The sequence below is a fragment of the Halosubterraneus shenae genome (assembly GCF_050510935.1).
Lineage (GTDB): Archaea > Halobacteriota > Halobacteria > Halobacteriales > Haloferacaceae > JBDGPU01.
The window spans coordinates 12,381-34,822 of the sequence record NZ_JBNLVO010000006.1; the positions used below are offsets into that span (position 1 = coordinate 12,381).

Annotated in this window: 15 protein-coding genes; 4 read left to right on the forward strand and 11 right to left on the reverse strand. The window is 57.4% G+C overall.

Annotated elements, in window-relative coordinates; translation table 11 throughout:
• Positions 1-146: 146 nt before the first annotated feature.
• The 4 genes from ACQE3M_RS13510 to ACQE3M_RS13525 all read right to left on the reverse strand — a co-directional run bounded on the left by ACQE3M_RS13510 (position 147) and on the right by ACQE3M_RS13525 (position 5,287).
• Positions 147-2,312, reverse strand: a complete 2,166-nt coding sequence (locus tag ACQE3M_RS13510) for a type B DNA-directed DNA polymerase (protein WP_430506161.1) — start codon at positions 2,310-2,312, stop codon at positions 147-149.
• A 2-nt stretch (positions 2,313-2,314) separates the two neighbouring features.
• Complete coding sequence (locus ACQE3M_RS13515; protein WP_430506162.1) at positions 2,315-2,620, reverse strand: DUF8156 family protein; 306 nt, start codon at positions 2,618-2,620, stop codon at positions 2,315-2,317.
• A gap of 2 nt (positions 2,621-2,622) precedes the next feature.
• Positions 2,623-3,567 (reverse strand): hypothetical protein, encoded by a 945-nt coding sequence (locus ACQE3M_RS13520; protein ID WP_430506163.1) that lies wholly within the window; start codon positions 3,565-3,567, stop codon positions 2,623-2,625.
• A gap of 274 nt (positions 3,568-3,841) precedes the next feature.
• Positions 3,842-5,287 carry a ribonuclease H-like domain-containing protein gene (locus ACQE3M_RS13525; RefSeq protein WP_430506164.1) on the reverse strand — a complete coding sequence of 482 codons (1,446 nt, stop codon included), beginning with the start codon at positions 5,285-5,287 and terminating at the stop codon, positions 3,842-3,844.
• 181 nt (positions 5,288-5,468) lie between these two features.
• On the opposite strand from ACQE3M_RS13525, the gene ACQE3M_RS13530 reads away from it, so the two are divergent.
• Complete coding sequence (locus tag ACQE3M_RS13530) at positions 5,469-6,158, forward strand: SOS response-associated peptidase (RefSeq protein WP_430506166.1); 690 nt, start codon at positions 5,469-5,471, stop codon at positions 6,156-6,158.
• 15 nt (positions 6,159-6,173) lie between these two features.
• Here the strand turns inward: ACQE3M_RS13530 and ACQE3M_RS13535 are convergent, their stop codons facing one another.
• The gene (locus tag ACQE3M_RS13535; RefSeq protein WP_430506167.1) at positions 6,174-7,202 is read right to left on the reverse strand and encodes a Cdc6/Cdc18 family protein; all 1,029 of its coding nucleotides are present in this window, start codon (positions 7,200-7,202) and stop codon (positions 6,174-6,176) included.
• Positions 7,203-7,554: 352 nt separating this feature from the next.
• Here ACQE3M_RS13535 and ACQE3M_RS13540 point away from each other — a divergent pair, with 352 nt between their 5' ends.
• Positions 7,555-8,646, forward strand: coding sequence for a hypothetical protein (locus tag ACQE3M_RS13540; RefSeq protein WP_430506168.1), 1,092 nt, complete (start codon positions 7,555-7,557; stop codon positions 8,644-8,646).
• Positions 8,647-8,819: 173 nt separating this feature from the next.
• Positions 8,820-10,178: an AlbA family DNA-binding domain-containing protein gene (locus ACQE3M_RS13545; RefSeq protein WP_430506169.1), complete on the forward strand. Its 1,359-nt coding sequence runs from the start codon at positions 8,820-8,822 to the stop codon at positions 10,176-10,178.
• Positions 10,179-10,405: 227 nt separating this feature from the next.
• On the opposite strand, the gene ACQE3M_RS13550 is transcribed toward ACQE3M_RS13545, so the two are convergent.
• From ACQE3M_RS13550 to pglX, 6 genes are all read right to left on the reverse strand, one after another.
• Positions 10,406-13,312 (reverse strand): helicase-related protein, encoded by a 2,907-nt coding sequence (locus tag ACQE3M_RS13550; RefSeq protein ID WP_430506170.1) that lies wholly within the window; start codon positions 13,310-13,312, stop codon positions 10,406-10,408.
• A gap of 6 nt (positions 13,313-13,318) precedes the next feature.
• Entirely contained in the window at positions 13,319-15,484 is a 2,166-nt protein-coding gene (gene pglZ, locus ACQE3M_RS13555) for a BREX-5 system phosphatase PglZ (protein WP_430506171.1), read from the reverse strand.
• Positions 15,485-15,882: 398 nt separating this feature from the next.
• On the reverse strand, positions 15,883-16,200 hold the full coding sequence (locus ACQE3M_RS13560) for a hypothetical protein (RefSeq protein WP_430506172.1): 318 nt from the start codon (positions 16,198-16,200) through the stop codon (positions 15,883-15,885).
• 61 nt (positions 16,201-16,261) lie between these two features.
• On the reverse strand, positions 16,262-16,843 hold the full coding sequence (locus tag ACQE3M_RS13565) for a hypothetical protein (RefSeq protein WP_127015183.1): 582 nt from the start codon (positions 16,841-16,843) through the stop codon (positions 16,262-16,264).
• A 3-nt stretch (positions 16,844-16,846) separates the two neighbouring features.
• Positions 16,847-17,407 carry a type II toxin-antitoxin system antitoxin SocA domain-containing protein gene (locus ACQE3M_RS13570; RefSeq protein ID WP_127015184.1) on the reverse strand — a complete coding sequence of 187 codons (561 nt, stop codon included), beginning with the start codon at positions 17,405-17,407 and terminating at the stop codon, positions 16,847-16,849.
• A 74-nt stretch (positions 17,408-17,481) separates the two neighbouring features.
• Positions 17,482-21,807 (reverse strand): BREX-5 system adenine-specific DNA-methyltransferase PglX, encoded by a 4,326-nt coding sequence (pglX, locus tag ACQE3M_RS13575; RefSeq protein WP_430506173.1) that lies wholly within the window; start codon positions 21,805-21,807, stop codon positions 17,482-17,484.
• Positions 21,808-21,930: 123 nt separating this feature from the next.
• Here pglX and ACQE3M_RS13580 point away from each other — a divergent pair, with 123 nt between their 5' ends.
• Positions 21,931-22,410, forward strand: a complete 480-nt coding sequence (locus tag ACQE3M_RS13580) for a hypothetical protein (RefSeq protein ID WP_430506174.1) — start codon at positions 21,931-21,933, stop codon at positions 22,408-22,410.
• Positions 22,411-22,442: the final 32 nt, after the last annotated feature.

Here is a 22,442-nt window from a genome sequence, read left to right on the forward strand (position 1 = left end):
TAGGTTGTCCACCCTCGGTGTGATTGATTTTCCTCCATTCACACTCCGGGGGGTGTTCCATAGAGGAAGGCCCCCCAGAGTGTGAATGGCATTGACCTCGTCGCCCACTTGTGTTTTTGCTCACCTCAAGTGACATCCGAGCCTACTCATCCGTTCCGGGCCGCTGTGAACTCCGTCAGCTCCACCTCTCGTGTCTTTGCGAGTCTCCGTCGAATGTCTAACCGGTCCCACCCAAGCGGCAACAGCACGCTCTCGACAGCTCGGACCAGCTGCGTCTCGTAGTACGAGGCGTCGTAGGTCTCGATCGCTTCGTGGGCGAGGGCGACACGCTCTCGCGAGGATTTCTCGTCGTCGACGACCACGTACTCGATATCCTGCCCCGGGTGGACTGCCAGGCCCTGCTCGCGGGCTCGCTTCAAGGCGGCCACGTTCTGGGTATTCTGTGAGTAGCCTTCCAGCGGCTTGGAGACACGATTCCGCTCGACGAGCCGCTCTACTGCTACGTTGCCCGCCTGCAGTTCGTCGATTGCTCGTTCGAGACGCCCGAGCACCGCGTCCGGTGACCGCGTGGCATCGAGCCGGTCGAGACAGTCCCGCTGGATGTCCTCGATGAACGGCGGGGTTGAGCGCTGCCGGGCTTCGATGCCTCTGATCTTGAAATCGTCGTCGGTGGCGACCTTGCCGAAGTACTTCGTCAGCGCGCCGGCGTCGCTCTCGCGCTGCGGCACGAACGCCACCCAGTCGTAGTGAGCTTCGTGTTCGAGCCGAATCTCGACGCAGTCGGTGATCTCCGTCGCGAGCGTCTGGAGGTCCTCGCGGTCATCGTCGTCGACGCCGGGGTCCGGGGTCACCCAGATGGAGTCGACGATGCCGTGGACGACCCGCCAGCCGCCGGCTTCCAGCCGCTGTTTCGCCGTCAGCAGGATCTCGCGAGCGAACGCGTTGATTGCCTCGTGGCACTCGATGCGGCCGAACTTCGCGTTGCTGAACCCTTGATAGCCGAAGCAGGCGACGAGGATCCACTTCAGCGCGCCCGACCGTCCCTCGAGTTCTGCCAGGCGGTCCTCGTCGGGGTTGTCCCGTTCCTTCTCGCGACGGATGGCCGCCTTGATCTCGTCGCGAGCGTCGATGATCGGCTGTAGCACGTCGACGAGGTAGCCCCGGTCGTCGCAGATCGAGTACCCGAGGCCGGGGACGTCGTCGCGGTCGCTGTGGCAGTCACACCGGATGACGTCCGGCGAGACGTTTCGCGTACAGATGATGTTCGGGTACAGGCTCGAGAAGTCGAGTTCGTGGACGTTCTCGTGGAGGCCGACCTCGGGTGCAAAGATGAAGCCGCCGCGGTCGGCGTCGTGGAGCGTTCCCATCGGCTTGTAGAACTCGTGGCGCCAGGAGTTCCACGGGACGAGGACACCGCGGTTGTGGGCCTCGCAAATCTGGATCGCCGTGAGGACGTTCCCGATCGACGACCACGCGAGCTCCTGGACGGGCTTTTTCGAGCGCGACACGAGGTCGAGGACGCCGTCGAGGTTCGTCTCCCCGTAGAAGAACGTGTTCGACTCGTCGATGATCGCCCGCCCGGGCACGTTGTACCGCGCAGGCGAGTGGCCGACGCGGCCGTAGCTTGAGTACGTCGACCGACTCGCGAGCTGCTGGTAGTCGGCGTCCGGCCACCGACTCAACGAGAAGTCGTCGACGCCGGCGTCCGTCGCCATCTCGTACAGGGTCGGGACGGTCTCGCTCGTCGAGCAGACCAGGACGTCCGGATCGTGTGCGTCGAGCGCCCCCTGGACGGCGGTCAGGAGATCCGTCGGCGAGCCGGTGACGGTGTCGCCGGCGACGGACAACTCCCCATAGACGTCGTTGCTCGTTTCGGTCACCGGAACGCTGAGACGGAGCGCCGACAGCTCACTCGCCGGCGTCGGATCGGCGCCGGTCTCCAGACAGTATCTGAATTCTCGCGAGAAGTCGACGTTGAAACAGGCGAGATCCCCGACTGGATAGTCCGACAACTGGCGTGCCTGCCGGGCGAGTGGGGAGACGCGGTCGATGTGGGCGACGTCGACCGCGAGAACGGCCTCCTCATCTCGTCGAAAGCCGGGGCGTCGCGCAACCAGTTCGGTCGCGACGACGTCCGGGTGCTGGTCGTACACCGATTGGAGGGTCGTGAGGTCGAGGTCGGTCGCTGGGTCGCGAGCGGCAACGTAGAAGCGCGGCGAGTAGTCTTCGTGCTCGGTCGCGACGGCGCCGTCGGCGGTTGCCTCCCACTCCAGGACGCGGCCGTCGTCCAGGAAGTCGAGACTGAACGGCATCGTCACGGGCTCGAGTCCGGTGGAGCGGCCTCCTGGTCATCGCTCGCTGTGACCGCGGCTTCGAGCTCTTCGAGGCGTTCCTCGTGGTCGTCGAGGCGGGCCTCCTGTTCGAGATCGATGCTGAGCAGCGCCGGCAGCAGCGGATTCTGGTGGTTCAACAGCCCGCTCGCGTCGGCGTGTTCGCGGGCGTACTCGAATAGCCGGTCGAACCGTGGCTGGTCGCGACGCCGCAGTGCCCGCCGGAACTCCGCCCAGCGCTCTTCGATGGCTCGCAACGCATCTCGGTACGTCGGGTTCGTACGCCCCATCGCTATCGGCCTCCTGTACCGGTCGCTGTCCACGCATCGAGCAAGGGATCTGCGGTGGCCGCCACCGCCTCACCGTCAGCGGTGACGCCCGTTCCGACACCCTCCGGGGTCGGCGTCGACGGCGCCGGCGTCGTCGGTTCCACGCCGACCTGCGTGGCGCGCGCCGCGAGCAGCTGCTGCCAATACGCGAACGTCGTCTGGTAGTACGCACCGTCGTCGACGGGGTAGACAAGCGTCTCGAAGTCCTCGCCGACGACCCGAGGGCCCATCCGCGTCTGCTCGCACTCGAGGTGGTGGTCGGCGGCCGTCGCGACCGGCTCGGTGAATTCGTTTCGTTCGTTTCGCGTAACGAGCACCGGGATATCGTACCCCTCGGCGTAGGTCGCTAACCGGGCGAGGGTGCGGGCTTGGAGGGTTTTTGCGTGGGTTTCGCCGAGGGTATCGTCGGCGCGGTACTGGGCGTCGACGGCCGGCGCGACGATGAGGGCGGGTGTGTGGGGCGACGTGTCCTCGTCACGACTCGGTTCCCCTTGACCGGCCGCCCCGGCGTCGGTGGTGGACGTCTGGATCGACTTGTTCACTGGCGTCGGGAGATCACAGACGGCGCCGTAGTGCTGGTAGGCGGTGAATCCGCGTGCCACGTGGATTCGGTTGAGCAACCGTTGACTGGGCGCGATCTGGGCGAGTGTCGTCGTCGTCGCGTGACCATTTGCGTCGACCCAGAAGGCGGGCCCGTCGTGCAGGAGGAGATGGTCGAGTACGACCGACTGCAGGATTGGGACGCCGCGCCCTCCCTCGACGTCGATCAGCGTGATGCCGTCGTCGACCTGCGGCAGCAGCATCTCGTCCGTAGCCGGATCGGCTTGGTCAGCGAGGGACCGATTGCGGTCAGCTCCCCGTTTCGGCTGGTCCACCGCCAATCGGTTCGACGTTGAGTGTTCTCCCATACTCGACTAGAGGTCTACTTTCCCGATAAGCCGCGGCGTGGCGCTTCCGCGTTTCAGGGAAGGTTTGGAATGTATGTAGAACCGGACTCAGGCAACGGATTTCAACCATCGTTCAACCGTTTCCGAGAACGTTTCCAGAGAGGAAGGCGGACAGCAGTGTCGGATTAACCAACAGTCCGGGGGATCACAGCTCAACTGTTGGTTAAGACTCTCTGAACCTATGGTGATATCGCCCTCACGTAATTCTGCTGACGGCCCCGCATTTCCCCCGAGCCTACGATCTGATGTGATCGACGATTGTTCTCAGCGCGGTTACATCGTCGATATTGTACTGTTTGAGTCGATCCCAATCTGGTTCTTCGCCGTCGAGGAGATATCGTGTGTACTTGCTCCCGACCACAAATCCATCGACGGTCGGGTCTTGATATTCAAAGCCGAGTGCGCTCGCTACGACGTCCAATTTATGCCGATTGAAGGGCCCGAAGAGTTCCTGTTGTGCAGTTATCCCGAGGTCGTGTGCTCGCTCCAGATGGTCGATCCCCTCAGTGATGCCGTGTTCGTCGAATCTCCGACTGAGACACTGTTCGTCGAAGTAGTTCCCTCCGTAGTAGATGATTGGCTCGGAGCCATGATCATTAAGGTACTCAGACAGCTCCTGAAGGAGTGCTGACTCGTCGTCCGGATCGAAGAATTGTCGGTACGCATCGGTCTGGTAATTGTAGGTGCCGACCAGCCAAATCCGATCCTGCTGAAGATCCGTTTCTATGTCTAAGAGGAGAGGCTCCGTATCGTGAAGGTCGTTGAAGGCGGACTTGTTTAGAATCACGATCTCATCGTTTTCGAAAGCCTGTTGATGAGCAATCCACCGGTCCACGTGCCATGACGAGGCTCCAGGGAGGGCTTCGAGTTCGGTACGCCGTTCCTCGGTAATCTCATCGGGGCTAGTGATTCCTAACTCACTGAACTGTTCCACTCGGTTTCTTCCGACCTGGACGAGATCAGTCAGCCGGCTCCCTAGCAGATGGCGAGTGTCGTAAAACTCGTACTCGATAGACTCGTTCGAGGCGTCGATGGTGATGAGTGCGTACCTTCCTGGGTCGTCTACTCCGTCGTGGGACGCAATGTTGATCACCGTGCCGTACTCAAGGGTTTCAGCCCTGCCTCCGAATTGATGGCAATGACCGCAGACGGTAGCTGGGGGCTGGATGTCGTCTATGAAGCTCCTGACGGCCTTCGACCCGATATGTTGTTGCCCGAATCGCTTTCCGACATCGAGAATGCCGAAGGGAGGAGTGTGAGTGACAAGAATCGGAGTTCTGTCTTCACAAGCGGTGCGTTGTTCGGAAAGGTGCCGTTGGACGTCGTCCTCGGAATAGGTGATGAGACCAGGTCCCTGGGTTGATCCTTCCTGGCCGATGAACACGAGATCCTCGTAGGTGTATGGAGTCCTGTGGAGGTCGGTGGTAAATTCTGCATCGAATTGCGGACCGGTTGACGGGGGGAAGTCGTCGTTTCCTCGGACATAGAGTGATTGTTGGTGCTTCGTGAGGCGAGCAAGTTCTGCAAGATGATCAGTGTCAGTATTGGCGTTTTTGAAACGTGAGAGGTCGTCGCCGGCATATAGTAGTAAATCTGGAGTTGGTTCTACAGTTTCGAGAATGGTGTAGAGATCGTCAATAGGTTGAGAGCGCCAGTCAGATACGGCGAGTATATGGGTCATTTTGTATGAGCGTAGTTAGTGTAGCCTCTTCTATCGTTTGTTTAGGTGTACCGTTTGTCATTAGGAGATTCTCCGCCCCGTGTCGTTAACCAACAACTCAGGCTTATCGGGACAATCTGTTGGTTAACGCTGAGATTCCTGTGCGACCACGTTGAAGATGCTACCCTCCGAACTCCTCGGTATGTGTGGCCGGAACTCGCTCTTCATCGACCAAGCAGACCTCGAGGCCCGCTTCGATGCCGAGATCGTCACTGACGGCGGGTACACACCCCGATACAACATCGCGCCTGGCGACGACCTCCACATCATCACGAACGAGGCTTCCGACGAGATCGATGCCTACCACTGGGGGTTGATTCCGTTCTGGGCGGACGAGCCCGAGGAGGGCATCATCAACGCTCGCTCCGAGACAGCCAATGATAAGAGCGCGTTCAAGCGGGCGTGGGAATCACGTCCCTGCCTTGTCCTCTCTTCAGGATTCTACGAGTGGAAATCGGCGAACGGCGGATCGAAACAGCCCTACCGGATTTTTCGCGAGGACGACCCCGCGTTCGCGATGGCCGGACTTTGGGACGTCTGGGAGGGCGACGACGAGACGATCTCGTGCGTCACGATTCTCACGACGGACCCGAACGACTTGATGAACTCAATCCACGATCGGATGCCGGTCGTCCTCCCACAGGACGCTGAGTCCGACTGGCTCACCGCAGACCCGGACACCCGCAAGGAACTGTGCCAGCCGTATCCAAAGGACGATCTGGACGCCTACGAGATCTCGACGCGGGTCAACACCCCCGGCAACGACGATCCCCAGGTCATCGAGCCGCTGGACCACGAGCAATCGGGCCTCGGTGAGTTCAGTTCGGGATAGCTGACGGCGCCACGGTCACTGCATCGGCGATGCAGCTGCCGAATCGACGAGCGAGTACTCTCGATCCCGGCTCGTGCCCTCCGCCTCGAGGAGGTTGTACTGCTCCATCTTCGAGAGATACGTGCGGATAGTCCGTTTCGTTCGGGGGTCCTCGACGTCCTCGGTATAGCGCTCGTGGATTTCGCTCGGCCCGACCGGGCCGTGCTCGCGAACGATGTCGTAGACGACGCGCTGGTGCGGCGTGAGCGAGTCGAGGCTTTTCTGCTTGATCTGGGCACGAGCATCCTCGGCGGCGTCCAGGAGGATGTCGTCGGTGATGCGCTCGTGGTTCTCGCGATCGGCCTTGCCGGCAGCCGTTCGGAGGATGCCGATCGCGAGGCGGGCGTCGCCGGCGGCCGCGTCGGCGATTCGGTAGAGCTGGTCGTCGGTGATGACGTCCTCGTCGAGGCCCCACTTCGCCCGCGCACTCAGAATGTCGTACAGCTGCTCGTCGTGGTACTTGTCCATCCGGACGTGCTCGCTGGAGCGCAGCCGGCTCACGAGTCGGTCGTCGACGCGGCTGAACAGCTCCTCTTCCTTGTTCGCGATGCAGATGATCGCGAACTGCGGGAGGCTGTGGAGGTCGTAGATGACGCTGGGGTCTTCCAACTGGTCGACCTCGTCGAGGATGACAACCGTTCGCGGGCCGTCATGCTGTTGGAGGCGGTCGACGAGTTCGTCGTGGGGTGTCGACTGCCGGTGGATGTCGATGGTGGCGCCGAGGTCGTCGAGGATCTGGTAGAGCGTCCGGAATCGGGTGTAGTTGCGCCAGCAGTTGACGTAGGTGGTCTCGACGTCGAGGACCTCTTCACGGAGCCGTTCGGTGACGAACTGCGAGATGCAGGTCTTGCCGGCGCCGCTCGGCCCGGTGACAATGGCCGTGTCGGCGGGTTCCCCGTTCGTGATGGGCTCGAGTACGCTGGAGAGATGGTTGACTTCGGCGTCGCGATGCTCAACTTCCCGAGGAACGAACCCGGCGCGGAGAACGCGAGCATCGCGGATCATCTTTGCTTGATAGACTGGTTTTCTGGCTAGTCATAAAAGCGTGACCGGGTCGTTTCCGGAAAGCAATCTAACGCTGATATCAATAGTACAGAGAGAACGGTTCTATGTGCTAATTTGACGGGAGATGGTGAGGCCCTTTTATCTATCTCCGGAAACCCAATATTTGAGTCGGTTGCTGAGTAGCCGAGCGAGCTGAACGTGGATTTTGCTGGTAACTTGACTTAGACCGGACCTCGGGACTGGTGCCTCTATAAGCCAGTCCCCCGACACTGATACCAATACCCCAACTATGCACTTTAGTCAATTTCAATCCGACTACCCCGTTATTGCAGACCTTCTACCGCAGGACTTCATGGCCGATGCAGCTGATGAAAATACGCTCCGGCGGGCGATTGAGCAAGACCGCACTGACTACCTCTCCCTGCTCAACACACTCGCACAGAAATCACCAGCCGAAGCGATACGGAAAGATCCGAACCGACTGACCAGCAAGAGCAACTTCCAGTCGTTCTACGCCGAGATGAAAGCCCATGTCGCCCTCAAAAACTGGGTATTCGCACCTTCTCCGGCAGATATCCAAGGCACAGAGGGCGAACCGGACTACGAGTTCACCATCGGCCAGCTCGATATCGAGGTCGCCAGTCGAACAGCTTGGGACAAAAAAGACAATGTCCGCGTAGCGCTGGAAGAAAAACTGAACGATACACCGTACACCGCAATCATCACGCTGCGAGACGACTTCACCAAGATCCCATACACTGGAGCCGATATTGACCACAACGAACAGTTGGTCGACGACATCATCGACAAGATCGAGCAGTTGGACACGTCGAATCCTCTTGATTCGATTAACAACAATGGTTTCCGGATCCAGTTCGAGCGAACCGGAAGCGGCGGCGCAATCATTCGCTGGGGCAGCGCGGAGAAGATCCCTCGTGACCCAGATGGCCGTATTGTAGATCAGCTTACGGACAAGGTGAAAAAACAGCGTGGAGGACGGCCACTTCTCCTGTTCTATGATGCTGACGTCTCCTTCCTTGAACCAGAGGATATGCGGGCGCTGCTGCACGGTGTCCCGTCATCTGGTCCACAGAAAGAGGTGTCAGACCGGGTGTATCAGCACCGAGCAGTGTGGGGTGACTATCTCAGAAAGCAGGGGTATATCCCGGACAGTGGGACGACTACTTATATGCAGCAGGTGGAGCCAGATGATCCGAAGTACGACCTGAAACACGTCGGTGATTCGTGTATCTGCAGAGGTGATGAGGGAATCTTTGCGGATAGGGCCTTTGACCGGGTGGCAGGCGTCTTGTTCATCGATAAACCGGGCTACGGCCACTTCTTCCCGAATTTCTACTCTGAGAAGATGAACTCCCACTCTGTATACGAGGCTATCGCTCAGAATATGGAGGTCAAATCAACGAAGTTCAAGGACCTGCTCTGACGGCTGAACGCATTTTGTCTCTTAGTGTTTTCGATGGAGACGTTTCAGATGGGTGTTGGGGTGGCGTCTGGTGGTCAGCCTTAACCAATCTCGTTCAGCGGTTCTCCTGTAAGTGGACCGTTTTTCTATGTCAACCTTGATTTAATCTGGATGAGAACATTCAGGCCAATCATATGGAGATTAGTGACCGAATCGATCGCGGAGATCCGGAGGATACTCGCCTTGAGTACAAGAGCAAAGAGGTCGATAATCGGAAGATAGCGCTTGAACTCGCCGCTATGGCAAATGGTCAAGGTGGAAGCCTCATCCTCGGTGTCCGTGATAATGACGATGGCGAACCAGATCTCATTCAGGATGTGTCTGTCCCTCACCAACGGGTAGAGTCGGTTACTAACGTGATCTATGATCGGGTAGAGCCCACACTCGATTTCAACACAAACACACCCCAAGTTGATGATGGGAAGACTGTCGTTGAGTTTGCTGTTGATCCATCCAATGCGCTTCACAGCTTCCGCCATTGGAAGATGGATGAACCGGTGTTCCCGATTCGAAGAAATTCGCGTGTGGGATACATGCACGGCCACGATGTGGCTGATCACTACGAAGATCAGATTGAAGATGATGATTCTGATGAAGAATATTTGAGGCTTCCGAATGGTGAGTCCTCGAACCATTTTATTAGAGCCCCGGATGGGCATATCTCGGATATATGTTTGTTCTCGAATATTTACTATCCGGGGAACCCGGTCAGAATCCATGTCCGAGCAGGACACTTGCACAAGGTTGAAGTCGAACACATTTTCGCCGTTTTAGAGGATCTATTCGGTCTTTCAAGCGGTGATTCCTCATTTACCATCAATCAGTCAAACGCAGCCTGGATCGGGCGAGGCTTCCATAATTTCATTCATAACCTCAGGGATCAGGAAGAACGGTATCGGGAAGCAGAGCAGGACCACGAGTACGACCTCGATCTCTATGGTAATGAACAGGCTGTATTCATCACCAATCTCGACAAGGTGTATCCGGAATCGACTGTTATCATTTACGTCGGTCCTTTTGTGGATCACGAGGGGTATCGAAATATTGCCATCAACTTCTTGATTGATGGACATCCAGCTGATGTTCGCCCATTAATTGAATTTTCTGAGAGAACTGATCTGTATCTGTCACAAGCCCATGGGGTATCTATTCCAACAGACGGCATCGAGGAGCCGGCGAGGATACCTGTGAAGGTAACTGAACAAGTGGTTCGGGAGGATGTACCGCCGGGTGAAAATCATCGTCGTGTTGATGGAGTTGTCTGCGCAAATCCGTTTTTCGACAATCTGGGGGTTGTTGAACGCGAGTTGGATCTTGAGGGGTTAAGCCCCCTCACGAAATACGATCGTGCTTTCGCATATTTGCGCGATTGGGATTATGTCGATGAGGAGAGCGAATATGAAGCCAAGCGATTCCTTGTTACTGATTGGAATGAATTTGCTAAGGGAGTTTACGCGAATGTGAAGGAGATTCGATTCGACGCAAACTGGTAAGTCCTTATTTTCGTCATTCGTTGGTGCTATCGCATATTGTGTCTCGATTGCGTCGTGAATCCCATCATTGCACGCATCCCAGACAGCGGCTTGGGTGAACTCGCCCTGTTGGGAAGCCGCGTGAGCACCCGGAAGTACTCATCTGTATAAGCACCAGCTATCAATCTGGTTATGGGGTGATGATGGGTTGACCATCCCGGTCGATTAATTAGTTGATAGTATATTGATTAGACCGGGAGAGCAAAGCAAACGTTCTCCACCTCTGGCGCAAGTGAGATGACCCGAGCCTTCCGCTGCAATTCTTGGCGACGGTCTTCGATACGCTGTTCAAGTTTGTTGAGCCGTTCCTGTTGCCCCCGGATCGCAATGTCCATATTCGATCCAGCCTCTGCTTTCCGCTCATAGTTCTCGATGAACTCCTCAATCCGCTGTCGTTCGGCCTCCGCATACTCCTCAAGGTCATCCAGTTCTTGCTGGGTCTCCTCTCGGCGGCGTTCGTGTAGTTCCTCTTTTAAGGAAGTGACCTGCTGGCTGATGTACCGGTCAGCGGCTTCTCGCAGCTGGTCCTGACTCTGAATCAGCGATTGTACACGGTCAGCGTCGGGCGACCCTTTGATACTGTCACCCTGAACAACACGCTGACCCATCCGCTGCCGGGGGTCTTGATGGCGGGCATCGACATACACAGGGATCATATCTTCCCGGATGACCTCGCCTGTCCCGTCCTCGAACGTCACGCGGTAGTTGTATGCCATCCCTGGTTCGTCGACGAACGGGAGGAGCTTTAGCCCAACATCGCCGTGCTCACTCTCCAGAATTTGCTGCATAAGCCGTTGGACCAGATCATCATCGGGTGAGACGTAGTCAATGCCGTCGTGGTCCATAGCGAAGTCTCGGCTGAACGTGAACGGCCCGTACTCCTCGTCCGTTCCCTGCCGAAGGGACCGAGGTAGCTGGGCCCTGTAGAGATTGTTCCCGGCTTTCTCGACGTCACCACCAAGCGCCTCGACGCCGCGTTCGACGAACTCGTGGATGTCGGCTTCGGTCCCGTAGACGTCCTCGGACTCGTCCATCACCTCCTGAATCTTCTCCCGACTTTCCTGGTCGAATGTACTCGTGTCAATGAGGCTGCGTTCGTACCACTCCTGAAGCGTGCGTTGGCGCTCGTCGATGAGCTCCTCGAGTTCCTCCTTTGTTGCGCTCGCAGGCTCCTCGTTCTGGATGGACTCCATGATGAGCGAGTCGACGTTGATGTCGTCGAGCATCCCCAGCACGTCAGCCGTGTTGCCGAGTTTGCCTCGGATGTTCTCGACTTTGTTCTGGAGCATCTCGAAGATCTCGCCCTCGCGCGTGTCCTCGAATGTGAAGTTCCAGACCTTGACCTCCTTGTCCTGCCCGTAGCGGTGGAGGCGACCGATGCGCTGCTCGAGCCGGTTCGGGTTCCACGGCAGCTCGTAGTTCACCATGATGTGGCAGCTGTGCTGGAGGTCGATCCCCTCGCTCGCCGCGTCGGTCGCGAACAGCAGTCGGGACTGGCCATGGTTGAACTCTTCCTCGATACGGGCACGCTCTTCCTTGTCGACGTCACCGTGGATGACGAGGATCTCGTCGGCCCAGGGTTCGTCCTTCACGAGGTCGAGGAGGTAGTCCAGCGTGTCGCGATACTCGGTGAACAGCAGGAGTTTCTCGTCGGGTTGCTCTTCAAGCAACTGCTGGATGTAGCGGCGGACCTTCTGAGCCTTCGAGTCGACGGAGATGCCCTCGGCGAGCGAGACGAGGTCGCGGAGCGTTTCGATCTCTTCCTCAAGTTGCGCATCGCTCTCGGTGACGGTCAGCGCGGAGAGTTCCTCCTCGGCTCGCTGTTTATCCTCTTCGTCGAGGTCCTCGCCATCGAGGTAGGCGGAGGCCTCTTCCGAGAGACTGGTGGAGGTCGACTGCTCGTCGACGAGATCGCCCAAGCGACGACTCAGTGTCGCTTGGATGGCGCCGATGCTGCTGACGAGGCGTTTCTGCATGAGCGCCATCGCGAACCCGACCGCTGGCTCGTTCAGTTTCTCGGAGCGGTTGTAGACGTTCTGGACGTAGTCAGTAACCGCGCGGTAGAACTGCCGCTCGTCGTGAGTCATCTCCACGGGAACGGAATTGACCTCGCGGTCGGGGAAGATGCGCTCACCGTCGTCGTCGTACAGCGTCTGCTTCCCGCGACGAATCATCACGCGGTCGACGGCTTCCTTCGAGAGATCCTGGTCCTCGGAGACGAGGAACGGGTCGATGTACTCGACGAGCGAGCGGAACGCTTCACCCTTGCCGTCGTGTGGCGTCGCGCTGAGCAGCAGCAGGGAGTCAGAGTGACCAGCTACCCGTTCGACCATCTTCGACGTCTCGCTGGGCGACTCGCCACGCTTGGCGGCCTTGTGTGCTTCGTCGACCACCACGACGTCCCAGAACGCCTCCTCGAGCGCAGGCTGGAACTCATCCTGGCGGAGGAAGGCTTGGCTAGTGACCATCTGCTGGTGGTCCTGGTCCCAGATGTTGGCCTCCTCGCCGAGTCGGCGGCGCTCACCTTCGACCCACTGTCGGTCAGCCGGTGTGAGGTCGATGTCGAAGAAGCGGTCCATATCTCGGATCCACTTCTTCTGGAGATGGGCGGGAACGACGAACAGGACGCGGTCAGCACGATTTCGGGCGGTAAGTTCTTTGAGGATGAGCCCCGCTTCGATGGTCTTCCCAAGGCCGACGTCGTCGGCGATGAGGGCACGTTGGCGCAGCTTCTGCATCACCCAGTTGACTGCGGCGAGCTGATACGGTTCGAGGCGAACCAGCGAATTCGAAATGCTCAGCAGCTGTCCCTGCTCGTGGGCGATTTGAAGCTGAAGGGCCTGCGAACGTAGGTCGAACCACTCGGCAGAGACCGACTCGTGGTCGGGGTGTAACTGTTCGGCTGACGCCGAGCGCAGTTCACCAAACTGATCGCGTTTGGGTTCGACCTCGACATCGTCGATACAGACGGTTTTCACGCCGGCGTCTTCGACGTAGGCCCGGAGATAGTCGAGATCGCCGACGGAATAGGTCTTAATGACCTCAGCAGTGCTTCCATTGAGGAGGACCGTATCACCGGGATCGAAGTTAGTCATAAGCGGTCATTCCTGCGTGATTGTGACGAAGTTGAGCACGAATTCCTGTGGGAGGACCCCACCGTGGTAGAAGCGAGCATCGGGAAGTCCCTGATTGCGGAAGCGCTGGATCGGATCAGCGAGGACACTGATTTTCGTGTCGTCGTCAAGGTAGCCGAGGTGAGCGTTCTCGTCGAGGAGGACGCCAGGTGCATCCTCGTCGATGTCTTCTCCGGCTACCCAACGGCGCGTCACTTGCTCCGCACCGTCCGGTGGATAGATGCCATCAAGGTCGATGCTCTGGGGAAGGGAGACGAAGCCGTGGTCGGCGAGGATGTACGCGCGGTCCCACTCCCCCTGGTCGAGCTTCTCGCAGATGATGTCCGAGATTTTCTCGATACGGTCGCTGAACAGCGCCTCGAAGTCGGTCAGCTCCTCTTCACCGGCCTTGTCGAGGTCGTTCCAGTAGTACGCGACGCGGGTGTTGCTCCATCCCGATGCGTCGTCCTCGCTCTGCATGATGTAACTCCAGCCATCGTCTTTCAGCATCTTCTCGCGCTGGTAGTTAGTGATCTCGCGGCCGTTGCGTTCCGGAACGAGTTCCCCGTCGTCGAGTTCGATGTTGAAGCTGAACTTACTGCCGGGCGTGAGCGCTGCTTTTCCGAACTCGGTGTCCGAGGGAAGTGTTCCGACCCAAGCAGTCTCGTCAACTTCGAGGCTGGGAAGTTCACGACGGATAGACTCCGCCAGTTCGTGGGCGAGGTCGAAACGCAGCGCGTCGACGATGAACAGCGCAACGCTCTGGCCACTCTGGAGGTGTTCTTGCTCCTGGTCGAAGAACTGGTGGGCGTAGTTTTCGCCGACAAACGGTGAGCCTGCCTCGATCTGGTCGACGACCAGGTCGCCGAGGTCGCTGAGATAGTCGAGGTAGCGTGACTCAGTCAGCGACGTGCGCAGGTCATCGAGACTCGCCGTCGCGGGATGCTCCTCGGGGAGCCCGCGCTCGGGCTCGCCCGAGATGATGAGGTTGAAGACGGCGTTGTCAATCTGCCAGGTTCCATCGTCGACGTCACCGTAGAGGTCGACGACATCGGTCGTATCGCCACGCCCCTCCCACGTTTCGAGTTCGTGTGCGAGTTTGGCAACCTCGACAGCCTGGTTCCAGACGCTCGTCCACGGGACGTCGCCGTAGGTCGTTTCGAGACGCTGGTAGCGTGTTGATGCGCGGGTCGTACACGTCTCGTACTCGCCGTCGTGGAACGCTTGCAGCCACTCGTTCCATAGCTCGTGTTCGAGCGAGGCGTCGACGGGACAGTCGGCCAGTTCCCACGGGTCGTCGTAGGACCGAAGAATGTCGTGCCAGAACTGGGTGTCCGGATCGAGGTACACATGCGCCAGCTCTTCGGCACGTTCTGGGTCGACCTTGCTCAGTAGTGACTGGAGTTCAGGTCGGGAGATTCCGAGTCCCGACCTGGACTCGGGTCGGTATTCAGCGTCGAGCAGTGACGGATCGAGTCCTTCTTCGACGAGCCATTCGGCGACGGCCCAGCGCCGCGTACGCGTCACGAGCACGTCCTCGTCGGTGACGCCGTCGACGGCGGCGACGCCGTTGTCGATCAACAGATCGCGAATCTGTAGCAGTTCGCCGGTCTCGTCGGGAAGGTTCTCGGCGCCGTGTTCGAGAACGAACTGAACCGGGTCCTCGTGGCCATCGAGGACGATCTTCGTCTGGAGGCCCTGGAGCGTTGGGAGACCGCCATCGCCGTTGAGTTCTTGGAAGAGCGTTTTGGCGACCTGTTCGCGGTCACCTTTGCCGACGTCCTCGTAGGCCGTGCGGATCGACGCCGCCTGAATGCGGTCGTTCTCGAAGCAGCGTGCGGCGAGCTTGCCGATGTGCGCTTCGACGACGCCGCCGGTGTTCTCGACATCCTTGAACCAGTCTACGTCGTCGCTGTGGGCCTGTGGTACGTACCAGACGGTTCGGTCTCGGGGTGCGTCGGCGCGCAGCTCAAGTGGCGTCTGTTCGGCTGCGTGGAACTCACAGCCCAGCGAGTGGCTCACGCTCTCGACGACGTCGCGAAGGTAGCCACCGTCGTCCCACCAGAGCACGACTGGGTCTTTGTCGGCTGCCTCGTCGATGGCAGTCTCGATGGCGTCTTCAGCACACTGCGGAAGGGTCTTCATTGCGGGCATAATTATCGCTTCATGCCGTCCGTTGGATAGTTCACTTGGATACTTGGAATTAGCTGAGGAGTCAATTGACTCTCAATCAACGTAGGACACCGACACAGATGAGCATCATATCCCATATGAGGTTGATTCGTACACTAAAGGACCCACACAATTGCCTTTAATGTACCTCAACAATCAGAGAACCACGACTAAACTGGCGGTGAAAACGAGATGGAGAACTGACGTCCTTCGGAACTCGATATTCAAAATTGTCTGTGTCTCTCTGCGGTGCTGCGGCCCTTGGACAAATAGAACGGCAGAAAGGGTAACAATTTGAAGTCCAGTGAGTCTCTTATTGATAGAAAAACTGTCAAATTATGCGATTTGCTGAGGATTTCAATAGAGACTAACTTTCTGGTTCATCTCCAAGTTCCTGCCTTTTCCTCTGCTTCTTCAGCTAGTGATCTTGTATCCTCAAGTTCTGACCGAGCATCTTCGATCTCATATTTCGTTTGTTCAACCTCATCTCGGATCTGGCTTATTTCACGGTAAACAAGGTAGACAATTCCCCAGTCAGTTACTAAGCCTACAAACGTCAGAGAGTAACCGGCGAGCGGATAGTCAATCCGTAGCTCAGTACCCACTAAGATCAATATCGCTCCGAAAAACAGGATTCCTGTTTTTGCCTTGAAGATCCGTTCAATCGCCCACTCTAGAATTGTTCCTCGTTTTGTCATACCTCAATTCAACCGTAGGAATTCTAAAAACCTCGGGGACCTCGGAGGTCACCAGAGCGCCTCAAAATAGCGTGTTCTCGTCGTATTCTATGGTTGCAGCGTCAGGTAGAATCTCATCGAATACGTGTCTAACATCCGGATCTGCCTCTCCGGTCATTCTTACGTACTCGTCGTCCCATTCTTGAGCAGCGACTCGAAGTCCGTCATGCTCCTTCGCAGATTGATAGACCGTGTGGATTACTTTCTCAACGTCGAATGGGCCACCGTAATACGGGATGTGGATCTCGAATCCATCTTCCTGATCTGCAGGGTCACGGCGCGTTAATGCTGAATCGTAGTTGTCCCAATGGTCGATGAAATGGAAGTACAGCTCTTCGAGATCGTCTTTCTGGGACTCATCGTTGATCCCCGGAGTGATCTCAAAACAGATGATATGCTGCCGGTTTCCCGGTATATGGGCCGTCTTGAGTCCTTTCAGGTTTTCACTCTTGTAGGACCCCTCGCGAACCGGATTGCGCATAATCCGGATGATTTTCTTCCGGTACGTATCGAAGGAGCCACTCTGTTTTAGCTCTTGGACGGTGGCTTCGAAATCCCGATCCCAGTTGATGTCCCAGGGAGTATCCGTCGGAATTTCACACATCCATCAGGAAAGCAATCGCTCCAGATCCGGCTCGTCGACAGGATCCCGGTCAGGGTCTTCCAAGCAATGACGGACTTCCGGAGACATAATCACGTCATCGATATACGTCGCAAAGTCCATGTCCTCGGAATATTCGAAATGCTTCCACAGCCAGGTATCCTTTGCGCGGTCGACTAACTCGTCAGTGCTCATCCGCTTCGTTTCCTCGTGGAACCGTTCGATCAGATACTTCTTTTTCGGCGATAGGGAGCCGCCATCGAGGGCAGTCGCATACTGACCGTTATCCCGAACGGAGATTCGCCCCTCCTCATCCAGCTCCTCGAGGGCTGCAGTAACGGTTCTGGAATAAGGACCGTAATCGTACGGCATAAACGTGGCATCGGTTAGCCGCTGTCCGGTCTTGATAGCGGTCTTGATCTCACAGTAGAAAATCAGCTTCTGCACTCGCTTCTCATAGAGTGCATCGTACTTGGAGAGGAACTCGATGATTATCTCCTTGAGTTCCTCCCAGTCATCCTCGTCAAGATCGACAGAGCGATCCGGAGAGGATTCTGGTGTGGACATAACTCTCTATTATACGTCAGGCAGGAATGGGCATAAGTTTGGTGTATAACAGATATGCCCGGTCAATTTGCGAGTTAGAGCACATCATCGTCGACGGTTTTTGGAACGATCTCGGCATTGGCGAGCGGTGTGATGTTGATTTCGACGCCGTGCTTGTGGTTGGGCTGATAGCCAGCAGTCGTTATCTCTGAGAGCGCGCGGTCAGCCCAGTCCGAAGGAACGCGCTTGTCGATTGTCTGGCAGCGGTCGTCGATCTCTTCGGCCAGCGCCTTGAACTCGGCCAGCGGCGGTAGGTCCTCGATGTCATCCACGCCCTCGTCATCGGCGACTGCTTCGAGGTACTCCTCATCAACGATGGAGACATCGTCAAGCCCCATCGCCAACGAAGCGAGGCGGCGTTCGTCTTCGGAGAGGTGATCGTGAGGTTGTCCGTTCTCGTCAAGCAGGTCGGAACCTTCCCGCTCGAAGTAGTAGGTCATGAACAGGATGCCTGAGCTGGAGTAGTGGTCCGAGCCCTTGAGTCGCCAGTTGAAGTAGTCGAACAGGTCGGCGAGGTGTGCTTCTACAGGCTCGTCGGTCGGCTTGGCGTATGCTTCACAGGCACCTTCGAGTTCCGCAAGCGCGTCGAGCCACTCGTCGCGCCACTCGTCGACGGTTTCCCAGAATTTCTCCGAGAAGGTATCTTTGAACCACGCCGAGCTCTTGCGCTCGTGCAGTTCCGCGAGCGTGTCTACGCGCTCGCGGGTCTCCTCCCGGAACGCGGCGACTTTCGGCGCGAGGTCCTCCACCAGCGTACGATCCGATTCATCGAACTCGCGTTCGTCTACGCTCCCGAGATCCTGGATGATGTCCTCGAAGACGGCGATCTGGTCGAGCCCGCTCGCACAGCGCTCGTACTGCTCGGCTGCCTCTGCTTGCTCGCTGGCGGATAGCGCCTCGTCGCCTCGGCGGCGGTTCGCGGCGCTGCGCTGCTCCCGGAGTTCGGCCTTCCTCGGTTCGAGATACTGGTTCGAGAGGCGGTCGAACAACCCTGAATCGAGGCTGTGGTAGTCGACGAAGCATGCGAACCCCTCACCGGTGGAGTCGGCGAGTAGACGTTCGGTCGTCAGCTTCCAGATGATAGGTGTGTTCTCCATCCGGCTCACGTGGTAGTCGAACAGCTCCTCGGCTATCCACCGGCGGAGATTGGGGTATGCCTCCTCGGCGGCGGACTCGGCGCCGAGAATTTCGTCGACCTCGATCAGTCGGTCGTCGGCGTGCTCGCCGTAGGCGTCCTCGAAGCGCTCGACGATGCGGTCCAGCATGTTCGGCTGGTCCTCGGTGTCATGGAGTGGGACGATGCCGTCTTCGGCTTCTCGGACGGCCTCCATGGCGAAGTGGTGGACGAGGTCCTCGACCTGTTCGTCAACGTTCTCGGGGATTTCGGGGACGGATTCGGGGTCGGGAACTTCGCGGTCCCCAGGGTCTTCAGAAGTGCGGAGGAAGATTTCTTGCTTCGCTCTCCGTCTAGACTCATCAGAAATATCGAGTAAATCGTATACTTTCGAGTCGATTTCCGCTGCGTACCGCTCAAGATTTGCATCTCTTTTTAGCTGGGCTTGTTCTCCTTCACGCGCGAGACTGTGGATTGTTCGATCACTAGCTCCCCCGGAAAACTCGATGTCAAGGAGGTTCGTTACTTTCTCGACGTGGGGATGGTCTTGATAGAAGAATCCAGAAGCATATTCTTCAGGAAGTAGGTATGGGGATACGTAATAGGGACTGTCCGGCTCATACATCCGTTTCTTGACCATTTCGCCGAACTGAGATACAGCAAGCTTTTCCAGCTCGTCTGAGTCCGCTATCGGGGATGGCCAAGGAATTCTTCCGATTTCTCCGACGTTCCAGTGACGACCTACGGTGAGAGATAGAACGAGGAACGTACCTAAGTCACTATTTGAATACGGTAGCACGCTCCACAAATTCGAGTTTGGTATAAATACCATACTCGTGTCACTAAATATCGATGCATCGTTCAAATAACCGAACCGTCGACCTGTCTCCTTGATTCGGTTGAAAGCCAAGGACTCCGTGAAGAAGTGCTGGATATTTTGCGGCCTTGATGAAGTGATGCGTCGGATTTCTGCACCTTCCTTTTCCCAGTAAACCATTGAGTCTACGCTCGGCATCACCCAAGCATCCTCACCTCCTTTCGCAAACGGAACCCACCTCCCCGCCGATGATTCCCAAAACTTCTGAACGAAGCGAGCGTTATTTCCGGTTATAAGCCCCTGCTTAGTAATCCCCAAACTTTTGCGGTTAATTCCGGCGTTGTCCGCGTCAAACACGATCTCCGACTCAAACAGATCTCGTATCTCGGGCGGTGTCCAGTACGAGAGAGGGGTTCCGGGGACCCGCGAAAATTCGGAAATCGGTACTTCATATCGTCGATTGACTTCCGAATTGGTGTTCGATTCTTCAAAGGCTGAATACAGGAATCCTTCTTCTTTCTCCTCAGACGCAAGATCGTGAAGCCTGAAAAAGTCGCCAGTGCTGTCTTCCATCGATCGACCAGTTCTAACGACAGTACCCACAGTACGGACGGTAGCGTTGTCTAAAACACCGATTCCATATTCAGCTAAGAAATCGAACTCTCCACGCTGACCCACGAAGTCTTCTCTGAAGTCTTCGAAGGTGCTCTTGTACATGAATGTGCGAGGGACTAGCATCCCAATTCTGCCGTCGTCTTTGCAGAGAGTATCGCACACTTCGAAGAAATTGATGTAGAACTCTGGTTTGTACTTAAAATGATCCTCAACGTAGCCCTTAACCGAATCGGGCATCCGATTTCGCGATCCGTACGGCGGATTCATCAACGAAACATCGTAGTCCTGGGCCAGAATATCCAACAGCCGAACGAAGCTCCGGAGATCCTGCGCTAGGAACGAGTCCCCTTCCCGGTGCTCCTCCACAGCCTCCCGCAGACTGTGCAACACCTGCCCGAGCGTGTGGCTCTCGCGAGGGTCGTCGCCGAGGGTCAGCTGTGTGCCGCCGATGTCGGCGTCGTCCTCGAACAGGTCGCCGAGGGTGCCGCGCACGTCGAGCAAGCTACCGAGACCGTGAACCTCCTCGAAGGCGTCGAGGATACGCTCAAGCGCCTGCTGGACCTCGGGGTCGTCGCCGGCGATCTCGTCGAACACCGCCTCGACGCCGTCGATCTCCGCGATGGAGGCATCGGCACAGACGATTCCCACCTCCGGCATGTCGAAGCCATCGGCGCCCTCGGCTTCGGCCCGGGTGCGACCCTTGAGGTAGAGATTGAACGCCGCGAGCTGGCAGGCCCGCATGTCCAGATCGACGCCGTAGAGGTTGTGCTGCAGAATCTTTCTGGGAATTTGCTCACTGGGGAGGTCCGTTTCGATGCGCCAGATGCGTTCGAGCACGTCAAAGGCGTAGAGGAGGAAGTGGCCACTCCCACATGCCGGATCGATCACCCGCAGCTCCCGAGGGTGGTCGAAGTCGGTCGGCTCGCCCGCTTCCTCACTCGGAACGAGGTAGGTACAGAAGTCGGCGATGTCGGGCGACTCGTCCGGTGAGAGTGGGCGGTTCTTGCGCTCCTCGGGGGCCAACGAATCCTGGGCGTCGACGACCTCCTGCAGCTCGCCGGTGTGTTCGAGGTAGAGCTTTCCGAGGGAGTTGTCGGTGAGCATCCGGACGACCCAGTGGGGGGTGTAGAACTGGTTCGCCGGCGGGACGTCCTCGGGATCAAGCCCTTCGCGGTCGCCCTTGCGACGCAGATCGTCGAGAAGTTTGACGTTGTAGTATTCGTAGACCCAGCCGAGCACATCGTCGGCCCGCCAAACTACGTCTTCAACACTGTCGAGCATCCCGCAGAGTTCCTCGAAGGTATCGTCGTCGGGATCGATGAGGCTGTACGCCGAGGAACGATCGAACAGGATCTCGATTTCCTCAGCGAGATCGTCACAGGCGTTGTGATACGCCTCCAGAATGGCTTCGTCCTCCAGCAGGAATTCCTCATGGACGAGGGTCTCGGCGGCGGGCGTCAGACCGTTATCCTTGAAGACGGTGACCTCCTCGTCGATGAACCCCCGCACCTCCATGCAGCGCAGCGCGGCCAGACGATTGACGATCGTGTAGCCCACACCAGTCACGTACTGTTCGAAGGCTTCCGACCAAGTTTCGCCGTCGACAGCTTCGAGTTCGATCGCTTCTACGAGCTGTTGGGTATCCTCGTCCAGCGAGTCGATGTCCTCGGGCTCGTCGTCGAGCCCTTTTTGTTTAAGCTGGAAGTCGACGTTGTCCTCGACGCGCTCTCGCATCTCGGTGACGACGTCTTCGAGGTGTTCACGTTCTTCCTTGTCCAATTGAGCCTTCCGCTGGGAGAGAGAATCGCTTTCCATAGGAGGTAATGTGTATGCTATGTCCGAATCACACGACCGTCTTTAATGTTGCCGAAAGGTGAACTCGGAGATGGCGGTTGATATTGAGTCGAAACTTTTCCCGATGGAGATAATCGCCTGCATATGGACTTGATTGACGCCCTCCGTATCTGGGCTCCAATTATTCAGGCTGGAGCCGTTGTTGTTGCGGTTGGAGCTGTATTTTTGACATATCGGCAGGTCAAGCTTCGAAAGGAACAGGCGACAACCCAGTTCGAAGATGAGCTCTCTCGTGAATATAGAGAATTGGCTCGGGAATTACCGGTAAAAGCACTCTTGGGGGACGAATTGACCGACGAGGAATTCAAAGAGGAGTTTCCTGATCTCTACTACTACGTCGATCTCTCGAACGAACAGGTGTTTCTGCGATTTGAGGAGCGGGTTAGCAAGGAAACGTGGGAGAACTGGCAGGATGGCATCGAATCGAATTTGAAGCGACCTGCATTTCGAATGGCCTGGAATGAGATCAAGGATCGTTCTGACACCTTTCAAGAACTTCGCCGATTAGAGCAGAACGACTTCCAAACTGACCCTGCCGAGTGGGACCAGATTGAACCTGAGTGAGTATTAGATAGAAGAGTGCTACTGTTGGTGAT